Origin of the sequence: Dermacoccus sp. Tok2021 (genome assembly GCF_019895135.1) — a bacterium.
Lineage (GTDB): Bacteria > Actinomycetota > Actinomycetes > Actinomycetales > Dermatophilaceae > Dermacoccus > Dermacoccus abyssi.
The window spans coordinates 282,025-296,272 of record NZ_JAGTHU010000001.1 but is presented as its reverse complement, the minus strand read 5'-3'; the positions used below and the strand labels follow the sequence as shown (position 1 = coordinate 296,272).

Here is a 14,248-nt window from a genome sequence, read left to right as displayed (position 1 = left end):
GCGCTGTCATTAGGCTGGCGGCGTGGCGACCCTCATCCTGCTCCGACACGGACGTACGACGGCCAACGCTTCAGGTGTTCTGGCCGGCTGGACGCCCGAAACCCACCTCGACGACACCGGCCGAACGCAAGCCTCCGCCATCGCCGAGTCGATCTCCGCGGCAACGACTCCCGTACGCCTCGTGACGTCGCCGCTCGTGCGCTGTCGCGAGACGGCAGCCCCGCTCGCGGAGCGCACCGGCTTGGTGCCCGAGGAACACGACGGCATCGGCGAGTGCCACTACGGAGCGTGGACGGGGCGCCCACTCGTCGAGTTGGCGAAGGAACCGCTGTGGAAGGACGTCCAGGAGGCCCCCTCCGGCGTCACCTTTCCGCCCAGCGACGCGTTCGAGCACGAGTCGATGCGCGACATGCAGCGTAGGGCCGTCGAGACCGTCCGTGGGATCGACACCGGGGTCGAGCAGTCCCACGGCGCGAGTGCCACGTGGGTTGCCGTGAGCCACGGCGACGTCATCAAGGCGGTGCTCGCCGACGCTCTGGGCACACCGCTCGACGACTTCCAGCGGATCGTCGCCTCGCCCTCCTCGGTCAGCATCGTGCGCTACACGTCGTCGCGGCCGTTCGTCCTCCTCATGAACCACACCCACGGCGGGCTGCGTGACGTGCTCACCCACCAGGCGACGAGCGGCTCGGACGCCACCGTCGGCGGATCGAGGGGCGTCACGGACACCGCGTCTGGACAGCGCAATTAGGCTGGAGCCATGCCAGTGCTCGAGTTCGTTCATCCTCAGCGCTTCGTCGCCGGTACGGTCGGCGAGCCGGGGGCCCGTGAGTTCTACCTTCAGGTGCGCGACCCGCGCCGCGTCGAGGGCGTCGCCATCGAGAAGCAGCAGGTGGAACTCCTCGCCGAGCGTGTTGCCGAACTGCTCGACGAGGTGGGAGCCGACCGGGACGTTCCTGCTGCGCCGCAGGACAACGACCCCCTCGAGCTGCCTGTCGACCCGATCTTCCGGGTCGGCAGTATGAGCGCCGCGTGGAATCCGACGACGCAGTTGCTGAGCATCGAGTGCCACGACCTCGAGCACGAGGTGGGCGCCAGTGACGAGACCGACGGCGAGCAGACGACTCTGCGCGTCGTCATGACCCCCAGCGTGGCGCGAGAGTTCTCCCGCCGCTCGATCGCCCTCGTCGCGCAGGGCCGACGTCCGTGCCCGCTGTGCAACGAGCCGCTCGATCCCAGCGGTCATGTCTGCCCTCGAGCCAACGGGTACCGCCGCCGTTGAGCGAACCCAAGGAATCGGGAGGTTCGCTCCCTGAGCACGCTCGGTGGACGCTCGAAGGCCGTCTCGTCGAGGCGTCCAACGTCGTCCTGCGCATGGCCGACGTGAGTTCACTCGCCGAGGTGCCGGACGACCCGAGCGAGCTCCCGGACCACGCGGCCCGCGCCGTGTTCAAGCCCGTGGCGGGCGAGCGTCCGCTGGCCGACTTCCCCCGAGGCACCCTCGCGCACCGGGAGGTTGCGGCGTCCCTCGTGTGCGCCGCGCTCGGCTGGGATCACGTTCCCGAGACCCGGTGGTTCGAAGACGACCTGGGCGAAGGCTCACTGCAGCGCTGGGTGGGTCCCCTCGTCCCGACGGAGCAGGCACACGTCGCGCTGCTCGACGAGGAGGAGTTCGTCTCCCAGCAGGGGTCGGTCCACCCGATCGCCGCGTTCGAGGGTGAGGAGGGACCACTCGTCCTCGTCCACACCGACACGCCCGCCCTGCGGCGAATCGCCGTGTTCGACGTCGTGACGAACAACGCAGACCGCAAGGGCTCCCACCTCATCGAGACACCCGAGGCACTGTTCGCCATCGACAACGGCCTCACCTTCCACACCGACGACAAGCTGCGCACCGTCCTGTGGGGCTTCGCCGGTGACCCACTGGAGGAGCCGATCGAGACGGCGCTTCGGCGCCTCGTCTCGGCGCGAGGGGAACTCACACAGGGGTTGGCCCCGCTCCTCACACCGGCCGAGATCGAGGCGCTGCACGCGCGCACCGACGCACTGCTCGAAGCCGGCACCTTCCCGGACCCACCCGAGGAGCGCTACGGCCTGCCCTGGCCGCCGCTGTGAGCGCGTTAGGCTGGGCGGCGTGAAATCGTGGTCCGCGCCCTCCCTGCCCGCCGTCTCGACCACCGCAGGAGCGGACACGCCGTTCGCCCTCTTCGACACGGCCGCCGGGAAACCCCTTCCGATCGAGCCCGCCGAAGCAGCCGGCATGTACGTCTGCGGCATCACTCCGTACGACGCGACGCACCTCGGTCACGCGGCCACCTACGTCACCTTCGACCTGGCCCACCGCGTCATGCGGGACATGGGCATGAAGGTCACCTACGTCCAGAACGTCACGGATGTCGACGACCCACTGCTCGAACGTGCCACCCGTGACGGTGTCGACTGGCGCGACCTCGCCACGAGCGAGATCGAGCTCTTCCACGGCGACATGGAAGCCCTTGCCGTTCTGCCGCCGCAGCACTACATCGGCGTCGTCGAGTCCATGGGCTCACACGCCGCCAATGTGACGAAGCTCGTCGAGTCCGGCGCGGCCTACGCCTCGCCGGTGCCCGAGGGTGAGGACGTCGCCGACGGCGCGGCGGACATCTACCTCGACCTCGCGCAGCAGCCCACGTTCGGCGACCTGTCGCACTGGAGTCGCGAGGAGATGCTCGACGTCTACGCCGACCGTGGCGGTGACCCCGAGCGCCCTGGTAAACGCGACGCGCTCGACCCGCTCCTGTGGCGCGCCGAGCGCGCGGGGGAGCCCGCCTGGAACGGCGGTTCGGTCATCGGACGCGGTCGCCCCGGATGGCACATCGAGTGCACCTCGATCGCGCTCGAGCACCTCGGTTCCGGTTTCACTCTGCAGGGCGGCGGCACCGACCTCGTCTTCCCGCACCACGAGATGAGCGCGGTCCAGGCCGTCGCGCTCACCGGCCAGGTGCCCTTCGCCCGTCACTATGCCCACCAGGGCATGGTCGGGTACGAGGGCGAGAAGATGAGCAAGAGCAAGGGCAACCTCGTCAAGGTCTCCGTGTTGCGCCGTGAGGGCGTCGACCCGATGGCCATTCGTCTCGTCATGCTCGCGCAGCACTACCGCAGCGACTGGGAGTACACCGACGCCATGCTCGAGGCGGCCAAGGAGCGACTGGCACGCTGGCGTGCCGCCACGTCCAACGATCGTGGGGACGCCGAGGCCGTCGTCGCGGATCTGCGCCGGGCCCTGCGCAACGACCTCGACACCGCATCGGCGCTCGCCGCCGTGGACGCTTGGTGTGAGACCGCGGAGAACGAGGCCATCGGTTCCGGTGGCCAGGTCCGCGAAGCGGTCGAGGCCCTGCTCGGCGTCCGCCTCTGAGTCACACTCCGACTCTCGCGAGGATCGGCCCGTCCCCACGTGGGGGCGGGCCGGTCCTTGTTCGTGCGCTCAGAGCTGGTCGTCGTCGCGGCGGCGCAGGAACTGCTCGAACTCCTGCGCGATGGCGTCTCCCGACGCCTCGGGCAGTTCGGTGACGTCGACGGTGTTCTCGAGCGTGTCGACGTAGGACGCCATCTCACCGTCCTCCGCCACGAGGTCGCTCACACCCCGTTCCCACGCGCGCGCCTGCTCCTCGAGATCGGCCAGGGGGAGCGGCGTCTCGAGAAGGCGTTCCAGCGCGCTGACGACGGTCAGGGAGACCTTCGGCTGGGGCCCACCGAGCGCGTATCGAGGAACGGTCACCCACATCGAGAGCGTCTCGTACGCAGTGCGACCGAGGGCATCGACGAGCACCCCGACGATGCCCGTCGGTCCGATGTAGGTGGGTGTCCGTGCGTCGTGGGCCGCCCGGGTCACCGGCTGAGGGGACGTGAAGGCGACGGGGAACGGACGCGTGTGGGCCACTTCGCCGTCGAGCACGCCGCACAGGACCACGCGACGGGGGTTCACGTCGTCGAGCATCGTGAGCAGTTCGTCGAGGAACGCCTTCCAGCGGAACGACGGTTCGATGCCCTTGACGAGCAGCACATCGCCCACCCCGGCCATCACCGCGTGGTGGACCTCGGTCGTGCGCCAGATGATGCGACGCTCGCCGTCGACGACGTCGACGCGCGGCTGGTTGACCTGGAAGTCGTAGTAGTCCTGAGGATCGATGTCGGCCCACAGCCGAGCCTTCGTCTGGGTGACGAGGTGGTCGACGGCGTCCAGGGCCGCACCGGACACGTCGTTCCACCCCTGGAACGCGACGATGACGGTGGGCGCGGTCTCGGTGACGAGTTCGAAGTGACGACGCACTGCGGGCACCCCTTCGGGTCGAAAGATCGGCAAGCGTTCCAGTATGCGGCCACGAGGCTGCGCGCACCAAGGCCGGTACCTCGCTCCCGCTTAGCATGTGGCGTTCAGACCATCTTCGGTGAAGGGACGTCACGTGAGCAGCCGCTCCAAGACAACGACCGACCAGGACGAGTTCGTCACGACCAGCACGGATCGCACGGACGAACTCAGGCGCCTCCTGAGCGATCGCCTCCTCATCATGGACGGCGCCATGGGAACGATGATCCAGCGCGCCGGGCTCACCGAAGCCGACTACCGCGGCGAGCGTTTCGCCGACTACCCGAGCGACCTGCGGGGCAACAACGACCTGCTCTCGCTCACCGCGCCCGACGTCATCGAGGGAATCCACCGCGAGTACCTCGAAGCCGGCGCCGACATCGTCGAGACGAACACCTTCAACGCCCAGCGCATCTCGCTCGCCGACTACGACATGAGCGACCTCGCGTACGAGCTCAACGTCGCCTCGGCGGAACTCGCGCGCAACGCCGCCGATGCCGTCGCCACCGACGAGCGTCCCCGCTTCGTGGCCGGCGCCATCGGCCCGACGAACCGCACCGCGTCCATCTCGCCGGACGTCAACGACCCGGGCAAGCGCAACATCTCCTTCGACGAGCTCGTCTCGGCTTATCTCGAGCAGGCCGAAGGACTGGCCGACGGCGGCGTCGACATCATGCTCGTCGAGACGATCTTCGACACCCTCAACGCCAAGGCGGCTCTGTTCGCACTCGACGTCCTGTTCGAGCAGCGCGGCCGCCGTTGGCCCATCGTCATCTCGGGCACGATCACCGACGCCTCGGGACGTACGCTGTCGGGCCAGACGAGCGAGGCGTTCTGGAACTCGGTGCGCCACAGCAAACCGCTGGCCGTCGGCCTCAACTGTGCACTCGGCGCGGACGAGATGCGACCGTACGTCGCCGAGATCTCCCGCATCGCAGACTGTTTCGTTTCCTGCTACCCGAACGCGGGGTTGCCGAACGCCTTCGGTGAGTACGACGAGACGCCCGACGCGATGGCGGGGGTCGTCACGACGTTCGCCACCGACCGACTCGTCAACATCGTCGGTGGATGCTGCGGCACGACCCCGGACCACATCGCGGCCATCGCGGAAATGATCGAGAAGCTGCCGCCACGTCCGGTGCCCGAGATCGGTTCTGCTCTAAGGCTTTCCGGCCTCGAGCCCTTCACCGTCGACGACGACTCGCTCTTCGTCAACGTCGGTGAGCGCACGAACATCACCGGTTCGGCTCGATTCCGCAAGCTCATCAAGGACGGCGATTACCCCACCGCCTTGTCTGTGGCTCGTCAGCAGGTCGAGAACGGCGCTCAGATCATCGACATCAACATGGACGAGGGGATGATCGACGGCATCGAGGCGATGGACCGCTTCTGCAAGCTCATCGCGTCCGAACCCGACATCAGCCGCGTTCCGGTCATGGTCGACTCCTCGAAGTGGGACGTCATCGAAGCCGGACTCAAGTGCATCCAGGGCAAGTCGATCGTCAACTCCATCTCGATGAAGGAGGGCGTCGAGCCGTTCGTCGAGCAGGCGCGACTCGTCAAGCGCTACGGCGCTGCGGCCGTCGTCATGGCCTTCGACGAGGACGGCCAGGCCGACACTCTCGAGCGGCGCAAGGACATCTGCCGACGCGCCTACGACATCCTCACCGGCCCCGAGGTGGGCCTGCCGGCCGAGGACATCATCTTCGACCCCAACATCTTCGCCATCGGTACGGGTATCGAGGAACACGCCAACTACGGCGTGGACTTCATCGAGGCCACGCGCTGGATCAAGGAGAACCTGCCGGGTGCCCTTGTCTCCGGCGGCGTCTCCAACGTCTCGTTCAGCTTCCGCGGCAACAACCCCGTGCGCGAGGCGATCCACGCTGTCTTCCTCTTCCACGCCGTCTCCGCGGGGATGGACATGGGCATCGTCAACGCGGGCGCGCTCGTCGTGTACGACGAGATCGACCCCGAACTGCGCGAACTCGTCGAGGACGTCGTGCTCAACCGTCGACCCGACGCCACGGAGCGCCTCCTCGAGGCCGCCGAGCGCTTCAACACCGGCGACGCCGTCGCCGAGACGAAGTCCGAGAGGTGGCGCGAGGAGCCGGTGCGCGACCGCATCACGCACGCCCTCGTCAAGGGCATCGACGACTTCATCGAGGACGACACCGAGGAAATGCGCGCGGAGCTCGAGGCCGAGGGCAAGCGCCCGCTCGAGGTGATCGAGGGCCCGCTCATGGACGGCATGGGCGTCGTCGGCGACCTCTTCGGTGCCGGCAAGATGTTCCTGCCCCAGGTCGTGAAGTCGGCCCGGGTCATGAAGAAGGCCGTCGCGTACCTCATCCCCTTCATCGAGGCGGAGAAGGTGAAGAGCGGCACGACGGGCAAGCAGACGAACGGCACGGTCGTGCTCGCGACGGTCAAGGGCGACGTCCACGACATCGGCAAGAACATCGTCGGCGTGGTGTTGCAGTGCAACAACTACGAGGTCATCGACCTCGGCGTCATGGTGGCCGGGCAGAAGATCCTCGACGCTGCCCGTGAGCACGAGGCCGACATCATCGGCCTGTCGGGCCTCATCACGCCCTCGCTCGAGGAGATGGTGAACGTCGCGGGGGAGATGCAGCGGCAGGGCTTCGACCTGCCCCTGCTCGTCGGGGGCGCCACGACGTCGCGCGCACACACCGCCGTCAAGATCGATCAGCGCTACGACCAGCCCGTCGTGTGGGTCAAGGACGCCTCGCGCTCCGTACCGGTCGTTGCCGCGCTCCTGTCGAAGGGCGCCCGTCGCGAGGCGCTCCTCGCGGACGTGACGGCCGACTACGACTCTCTGCGTGCGCGCCACGCGGCCAAGCGTGACGACCGCCCGCTGCTCAGTCTCGATGCGGCTCGGGAGAACCGCCCGATGCTCGACCTCGGTGCTGTGCCCGCAGCGCCGGCACTCGCCGCGGACGGGGCGCCGGTGACACGCACGTTCACCGACTACCCCGTGAGCGAGCTGCGCGAGTACATCGACTGGCAGCCCTTCTTCGCCGCGTGGGAGATGAAGGGTCGCTTCCCGGACATTCTGAGCAACCCCGCCCAGGGTGAGGCAGCACGCAAGCTCTACGACGATGCGCAGGAGATGCTCGACCGCGTCGAGGCCGAGGGCTGGCTCCACCCGGCCGCCGTCATCGGCTTCTGGCCCGCCGCGGGCGACGGCGACGACACCGTCCTGTTCACCGACGCCGAGCGTTCCGACGAGCGTGCTCGTCTGCATCACCTGCGCCAGCAGGGTCAGCACCGCGAGGGCGTGCCGAACCGTTCCCTGGCCGACTTCGTCGCGCCGCAGGGCTCCGGCGTGGACGACTGGGTCGGCGCCTTCGCCGTGACCGCCGGTACCGAGCTTCCGGCTCGGATCGCCGCGTTCAAGGAGGAACTCGACGACTACTCCGCGATCCTGCTCGAGGCCCTGGCCGACCGATTGGCCGAGGCGCTCGCCGAGCGCATGCACGAGCGCGTTCGCACCGAGTTCTGGGGTCACGAGGCAGGGGAGAACCTCTCCAACGAGGACCTCATCGCGGAGCGCTACACCGGCATTCGCCCCGCGCCGGGCTACCCGGCGTGCCCCGAGCACACGGAGAAGGACACCCTCTTCGAGTTGCTCGATGTCACGCGTGAGATCGGTGTCGAACTCACCGAGTCGCGTGCGATGTGGCCGGGAGCGTCGGTGTCCGGGTGGTACTTCGCCCACCCCGAATCGCGCTACTTCGTCGTCGGACGGATCGGGCGCGATCAGGTGGAGGACTACGCTGGGCGAAAGGGCTGGTCGGTGAAGGACGCGGAGCGTCATCTCGCCCCCAACCTCAGCTACGACCCGGAAGACTGACCGTGAACCCGACGCCCCACCTCACGCGCCTCGAGCAGCGTGTCACGCACGCCCCGACGAGGCCTCACGGCGTGCTATGGGACATGGACGGAACACTCATCGACACCGAGCCGTACTGGATGGAGGCCGAGAACGACCTCATCGAGTCGCACGGCGGCACGTGGAGCGACGCCCAGGCGTTCCAACTGGTCGGCAACGCGCTCATCGTCTCGGGGCGCATCATCAAGGAACAGACCGGCATTCCCCTCACGCCGGAGGAGATCGTCGACGCCCTGCTCGAACGTGTCGTCGTCAAGCTGCGTGAGCACGTGCCGTGGCGACCGGGGGCCCGCGAGCTCCTGCTCGCGGCGCGCGACGCGGGTCTACCGTGCGCCCTCGTCACGATGTCGTACGAGTCGTTCGCCCGGGTTCTCGTCGATTCCCTGCCTGCGGGGACGTTCGAAGTCGTCGTCACCGGCGACATGGTCGAACACGGCAAGCCGCACCCGGAGCCGTACCTGCGGGCCGCACACGACCTCGCGCTCGCGCCCGAGCAGTGCGTCGCGATCGAGGACTCCGCCACCGGCGTGCGCTCCGCCGTCGCGGCCGGGGTGCCGACGCTCGCCGTGCCGCACCTCGTCGAGATCCCGCAGCTCGACGGCCTCGTCGTCGTCCCCGACCTCGCCGCCGTCAGCCTCGACGACCTGCCGCGTCTGGCGGAGCAAGCTCGCGCGACGGGCTGACGCTCGAGCCGCCCCGGCAGGCCGTGGCACAGGCGAATGTGACCGAAAAGCGCAGATGGGTACGCCGTTCGCGAATGTGGACGTAGATCGCAGATGGGGCGGAGACAAGAGTCGGTGAGGGGCGGAGTCGAGTTGCTTCACCCCCCACCGTTGCGAACCCGTCAGTCCTGGGGCGTGGGGGTTGCCAAGGCGTGGGCGGTGTCGGGTTCGACGTAGACGCTGCGTCCGAGCTCGACGAACGTCTTCGACATCTGCTGCATGCCCTCACGGGCCTCGCTCTCGCTGACGACGCGCTGCTGGGCGCCGGCGTCACCGAAGCGGTGGCGCACGTCCTGGCTGATGCGCATCGAGCAGAACTTCGGCCCGCACATCGAGCAGAAGTGTGCCGTCTTCGCCGCCTCGGCGGGCAGCGATTCGTCGTGGAACTCGCGCGCGGTGTCGGGGTCGAGCGACAGGTTGAACTGGTCGTTCCAACGGAACTCGAAGCGCGCCTTGCTCAACGCGTCATCCCACGCCCGCGCGCCGGGGTGGCGCTTCGCGACGTCGGCGGCGTGCGCCGCGAGCTTGTACGTGATGACGCCGGTCTTGACGTCATCACGGTTCGGCAGCCCGAGGTGCTCCTTCGGCGTGACGTAGCACAGCATCGCGGTGCCACCCATCGCGATCGTCGTCGCGCCGATTGCGGAGGTGATGTGGTCGTAGCCGGGTGCGACGTCGGTGACGAGCGGGCCGAGCGTGTAGAACGGCGCGCCGTCACACCACTCCTGCTGCAGGCGCACGTTCTCCTCGACGAGGTCGAGCGGCACGTGCCCGGGGCCCTCGACCATGACCTGAACGTCGAACTGCCATGCCCGCTTCGTCAGCTCGGCGAGGGTGCGCAGCTCGGAAAGCTGCGCCTCGTCGTTGGCGTCGGCGGTGCAGCCGGGGCGCAGTCCGTCACCGAGGGAGAAAGCGACGTCGTAGCGGGCGAAGATCTCGCACAGCTCGTCGAAGTGGGTGTAGAGGAAGTTCTCCTCGTGGTGCGCGAGACACCAGCCGGCCATGATCGAGCCGCCGCGGCTGACGATGCCCGTGATGCGCTCGGCCGTCATCGGCACGTAGCGCAGCAGCACGCCGGCGTGGATCGTCATGTAGTCGACGCCCTGCTCGCACTGCTCGATGACGGTGTCGCGGAAGATCTCCCACGTCAGCTTGTCGGCCTCACCGTTGACCTTCTCGAGGGCCTGGTAGATCGGCACAGTGCCGATCGGGACGGGGGAGTTGCGGATGATCCACTCACGCGTCGTGTGGATGTCGTCACCGGTCGACAGGTCCATGACGGTGTCGGCGCCCCACGTCGTAGCCCACGTCAGCTTGTCGACCTCCTCGGCGATCGACGACGTCACGGCCGAGTTGCCTATGTTCGCGTTCACCTTGACGAGGAAGCGGCGCCCGATGATCATCGGCTCGCTCTCCGGGTGATTGACGTTGGCCGGGATGATCGCGCGCCCGGCGGCGACCTCGTTGCGCACCAGTTCGACGGCGCAGTTCTCGCGGGCGGCGACGAATCGCATCTCGGGGGTGATCAATCCCCTGCGGGCGTAGTGCATCTGGGTGACGACGGCACCGCCCTTGGAGCGCAGCGGTGCGCGACGTTCGCCGCGCCACTCGCGGCTCGCCTCACCGCGTCGGACGGCCGAGCGGCCGTCGTCGAGCAGGGTGCGTTCCCGACCGGCGTAGGTCTCGACGTCGTCGCGCTCGGCGATCCACTCGGCGCGCAGCGGCGGCAGCCCGACCTCGGGGTCACTGCCCGGGCCGGAGGTGTCGTACAGCTCGACGGGAGCGTTGGCCGCGCCGGTGCCGGGGGAGTTGTCGAGGATGACCTCGGTGTAGGGCACGCGCAGGCCGTCCGCGTCGCGGTACTGCTTCCGGCGAGCGTCCGATCCGTCAGCGGGGGTGGTTGCGCGCGTCTGAACGGGGGCCGACGTCGGCGACGTGGCTGCTCGGTCGGTGGTGGCCGCGAGCTCGCGGGAGTTGAACGTCGTCATGATGGTGCCTCCTTCGGATCGGGCGAAGGCACGGCAAGACCCCACGCAACAGATGTCGACGAACGTCGGCACCGAACGGAGGATGAGCGACCACGAGGTCTCCTTGGCTGCCTGCGCCGGCATGATCCGGGTCAGGTCGGGTAGCGGTCGGAGCAGTATCAGCTCCCTCTCAGCCCTGTTCTCAGGACTCCCACGAAGGACGCTTCCGACTATGGCACATCCCGGCAGACGAACGTGACGAAGGGGTCCGTCAGGTTCATGACGAACCTGACGGACCCCTTCCGGTCACGAGTCGTGCTCAGCCGCGCAACATCTCTTCCATCGTCGGCACCGCGACGAACGGATCGCGCGCCCGATTGCGCGTATCGGCAAGCGTACGAAACGATTTCGACGATGTTCTCGGCGCTTCTTCAACCTTGGACGAGCGCGCCTCAGAACTGCCGTTCACCGCCACGTCCGCTCCGCCGAGCCCGCGCTCTAGCTGCTGCGTCAACTCATCGGCAGCCTCGCTCGCACGCGCTTCCAGGCCTCGCCCGGCCCAGTCGTCGGGCGAGGCGTAGACGGCCGTCGGCATGACGAGCGCCTTCATGTACGCGAACAGCGGGCGCAACGCGAAGTCCGTGACGAGCGAGTGCCGGGCCGTGCCGCCGGTGGCGGCGACGACGACGGGCACGCCCGCCATCACGCCGTCCGGCGTCACGTCCCAGAAGCCCTTGAACAGACCCGTGTAACTCGCCTTGTACGTCGGCGTCACCGCGATGACGGCATCCGCACGACCCAGGGCCTCGTACGCCTCGTCGAGGTGGCCCGTGGCGAAGCCGGTCAGCGACGCCGACGCGATCTCCTGCGAGAGGTCACGCACGTCGATACGCACGACATCCGTCGTCAGACCGGCCTGATCGGCCCGGGTGACGACGGCCTTCGTCAGACCGTCGGCCAGACGGTGCGTCGTCGACTCCTCGCTCAGGCCGCCGCTGACGACGACGAGCGTCTTGTTCTCGCTCATGTCCACTGCCTTTCTCGGGTCGTGAATCTCGCTCAGCGGTCCTCGGCGCGCGAGCCGGTGACCTCGTCACGGGAGACGCGCGTCTCGTCCTCGACCTTCGCGCCACCGGCGGCGGCGACGAGTGAGGCGTGCGTCGGGGCGTCCGGCACACCGGCGGCGCGGCGCTTGGCGAACTCCTCGCGCAGCACCGGGACGACCTTCGTGCCGAGCAGCTCGATCTGATTGAGCACCTCCTGGTGAGGGATGCCGCCGTGGTCGACGAGGAACAGCTGGCGCTGGTAGTCGCCGACGTACTCGCGGAAGCCGAGCGTGCGCTCGATGACCTCGTCGGGGGTACCCACCGTCAGCGGCGTCTGCGTCGTGAAGTCCTCGAGGGAGGCGGCGCCGCCGTAGACCGGGGCGTTGTTGAAGTACGGACGGTAGGTCTCCATCGCCTTCGACTTCGAGTCAGCCATGAACACCTGACCACCTAGACCGACGATGGCGTCCTCCGCGCGACCGTGACCGTAGTGCTCGAAGCGCTCACGGTAGAAGCGCACCATCTGAGCCGCATGCTCCGGCGGCCAGAAGATGTGGTTGTGGAAGAAGCCGTCACCGTAGTAGGCGGCCTGCTCGGCGATCTCGGGGCTGCGGATCGAACCGTGCCAGACGAACGGCGCGACGCCGTCCATCGGACGCGGGGTCGAGGTGAAGCCCTGCAGCGGCGTGCGGAACTTGCCCTCCCACGTCACGTTCTCCTCGCTCCACAGCTTGCGCAGCAGGGCGTAGTTCTCGATGGCCAGCGGGATGCCCTCACGGATGTCCTTGCCGAACCAGGGGTAGACCGGTCCGGTGTTGCCGCGTCCGAGCATGAGGTCGACGCGCCCGTCGGCGAGGTGCTGCGCGTAGGCGTAGTCCTCGGCGATGTGCACCGGGTCCGTCGTCGTGATGAGCGTCGTCGCGGTCGACAGGATGATGTTCTTCGTCACCGCGGCGAGGTTGCCCATGAGGACGGGCGGGCCGGCGGGGGCCACGAAGGGCGGGTTGTGGTGCTGACCGGTGGCGAAGACGTCGAGACCGACCTCGTCGGCGACCTTGGCCATCTCGACGGTGTTCTTGATGCGCCGGTGCTCGCTGACCGTGCGACCCGTCGTCGGGTCCGTCGTGACGTCGCCGACCGTGAAGATTCCGAACTGCATGACGACCATCCGAAGTAGTTGAAAGTGAAACTACTCCAGGAACGGCGCCCGGTCGAGTTCTATTCCCCGGAGCGACAACGCGGACGGGGGGCGCGCCCTTGTCGTCCGCGGGCGTCCACCACCGAGCCACGAACCTTCCGACCGCGTACGACGTCCGGCGGAGCAAGTCCGCACGACTCCATCACACGCTGAAGGGCTGGCCGTAAGTCGCCGTCGACATCTCCCAGGTCGGCGCTCGAGTGCGGGTCGAGGGCGAGCACGCCGGCATTGTCGGGCAGCGGCGGGGGAGTGCCGCCCCAGGCGGGACACAGCGCCTTGTGGTCGCACCAGCCGCAGAGGAACGACTTGCGTGGACGCCAGTCACCCGTCTGCGCGGCGCGCTCGATGGCTCGCCACAGAGCCGTGATTTTGCGCTCGAGAGCCCGCAGGTCGTCCTCGTCGGGTTGGTAGCGCACGAATTGGCTGTTGCCGAGGTAGACGAGCTGGAGCATGAGCGGCATGACGCCTCGAGTTCGCCAGATGACGAGCGCGTAGAACTTCATCTGGAACAGGGCCTTGCCCTCGAAGAGCTCCGACGGTGAGCGCCCCGTCTTGTAGTCGACGACGCGGATTTGCCCGCCGGGTGCTACGTCGAGCCGGTCGATGTACCCACGCAGGGTGAGGCCGTCGAGGTCGGCTTCGACGTAGAGCTCGCGTTCGGCGGGTTCGAGGTGCTGCGGGTTCTCCAGGTCGAACCACTTCTCGACGAGCTTCTCGGCGTCGCGCAACCACGTCGCGAGGTCGTGGGGCGTGCCGCCCGCGAGTTCGGCGAGTTCGGGTTCTTCGGCGAGCATGTCCTCCCACGCGTGCGGGACGAGGGAGAGCGCGTGCTCGAGTGTTCGCTGCGGCGCCTCGACGTCGAAGATGCGCTCGAGCACCGAATGGACGAGCGTGCCGCGCGCCGCGGCCGGGCTCGGCGGCTCGGGTAGCTTGTCGATGACGCGGAAGCGGTAGAGCAGCGGGCACTGCATGAAATCGGACGCTCGTGAGGGGGACAGCGCGGCGACCATTCGGCGAGCCTATCGCGCGTAACTCACACCGCCCGAGCGACGCC

Annotated in this window: 10 protein-coding genes, 1 pseudogene and 1 riboswitch; of the genes and pseudogenes, 6 read left to right on the top strand and 5 right to left on the bottom strand. The window is 68.2% G+C overall.

Annotated features, from left to right (window positions below; genetic code table 11):
* The first annotated feature begins 22 nt into the window (after window positions 1-22).
* Genes K9D12_RS01390 through mshC form a run of 4 tightly spaced genes read left to right on the top strand, consistent with a single transcriptional unit; the run spans window position 23 to window position 3,397 of the window.
* The gene (locus tag K9D12_RS01390) at window positions 23-751 is read left to right on the top strand and encodes an MSMEG_4193 family putative phosphomutase (RefSeq protein ID WP_129663538.1); all 729 of its coding nucleotides are present in this window, start codon (window positions 23-25) and stop codon (window positions 749-751) included.
* 9 nt (window positions 752-760) lie between these two features.
* Window positions 761-1,282, top strand: coding sequence for a DUF3090 domain-containing protein (locus K9D12_RS01385; protein ID WP_118912377.1), 522 nt, complete (start codon window positions 761-763; stop codon window positions 1,280-1,282).
* Complete coding sequence (locus K9D12_RS01380; protein ID WP_205744854.1) at window positions 1,279-2,115, top strand: SCO1664 family protein; 837 nt, start codon at window positions 1,279-1,281, stop codon at window positions 2,113-2,115. The genes K9D12_RS01385 and K9D12_RS01380 overlap by 4 nt, the downstream gene beginning before the upstream one ends.
* Before the next feature lie 19 nt (window positions 2,116-2,134).
* Window positions 2,135-3,397, top strand: coding sequence for a cysteine--1-D-myo-inosityl 2-amino-2-deoxy-alpha-D-glucopyranoside ligase (gene mshC, locus K9D12_RS01375; RefSeq protein ID WP_129663540.1), 1,263 nt, complete (start codon window positions 2,135-2,137; stop codon window positions 3,395-3,397).
* A 69-nt stretch (window positions 3,398-3,466) separates the two neighbouring features.
* On the opposite strand, the gene K9D12_RS01370 is transcribed toward mshC, so the two are convergent.
* Window positions 3,467-4,345, bottom strand: coding sequence for a PAC2 family protein (locus K9D12_RS01370; RefSeq protein ID WP_225910760.1), 879 nt, complete (start codon window positions 4,343-4,345; stop codon window positions 3,467-3,469).
* A gap of 100 nt (window positions 4,346-4,445) precedes the next feature.
* Here K9D12_RS01370 and metH point away from each other — a divergent pair, with 100 nt between their 5' ends.
* On the top strand, window positions 4,446-8,222 hold the full coding sequence (gene metH / locus K9D12_RS01365) for a methionine synthase (RefSeq protein ID WP_223059261.1): 3,777 nt from the start codon (window positions 4,446-4,448) through the stop codon (window positions 8,220-8,222).
* 2 nt (window positions 8,223-8,224) lie between these two features.
* The gene (locus K9D12_RS01360; protein ID WP_369798823.1) at window positions 8,225-8,944 is read left to right on the top strand and encodes an HAD family hydrolase; all 720 of its coding nucleotides are present in this window, start codon (window positions 8,225-8,227) and stop codon (window positions 8,942-8,944) included.
* 161 nt (window positions 8,945-9,105) lie between these two features.
* Here K9D12_RS01360 and thiC read toward each other — a convergent pair whose 3' ends face one another.
* From thiC to K9D12_RS01340, 4 genes and pseudogenes are all read right to left on the bottom strand, one after another.
* Window positions 9,106-10,971: a phosphomethylpyrimidine synthase ThiC gene (thiC, locus tag K9D12_RS01355; RefSeq protein ID WP_047312904.1), complete on the bottom strand. Its 1,866-nt coding sequence runs from the start codon at window positions 10,969-10,971 to the stop codon at window positions 9,106-9,108.
* 89 nt (window positions 10,972-11,060) lie between these two features.
* Window positions 11,061-11,175: riboswitch (TPP riboswitch) on the bottom strand.
* A gap of 94 nt (window positions 11,176-11,269) precedes the next feature.
* Complete coding sequence (locus K9D12_RS01350) at window positions 11,270-11,977, bottom strand: CE1759 family FMN reductase (RefSeq protein ID WP_047312905.1); 708 nt, start codon at window positions 11,975-11,977, stop codon at window positions 11,270-11,272.
* A gap of 32 nt (window positions 11,978-12,009) precedes the next feature.
* Window positions 12,010-13,155: a CE1758 family FMN-dependent luciferase-like monooxygenase gene (locus K9D12_RS01345; RefSeq protein WP_223059260.1), complete on the bottom strand. Its 1,146-nt coding sequence runs from the start codon at window positions 13,153-13,155 to the stop codon at window positions 12,010-12,012.
* Between the two features lie 230 nt (window positions 13,156-13,385).
* A pseudogene (locus K9D12_RS01340) lies at window positions 13,386-14,204 on the bottom strand (RecB family exonuclease); the annotation flags it as partial.
* Window positions 14,205-14,248: the final 44 nt, after the last annotated feature.

Coding starts and splice junctions, on each gene's coding strand:
- thiC (WP_047312904.1), bottom strand. CDS start 10,971: ATGACGACGTTCAACTCCCGCGAGCTCGCGGCCACCACCGACCGAGCA.
- K9D12_RS01345 (WP_223059260.1), bottom strand. CDS start 13,155: ATGCAGTTCGGAATCTTCACGGTCGGCGACGTCACGACGGACCCGACG.
- K9D12_RS01385 (WP_118912377.1), top strand. CDS start 761: ATGCCAGTGCTCGAGTTCGTTCATCCTCAGCGCTTCGTCGCCGGTACG.
- K9D12_RS01350 (WP_047312905.1), bottom strand. CDS start 11,977: ATGAGCGAGAACAAGACGCTCGTCGTCGTCAGCGGCGGCCTGAGCGAG.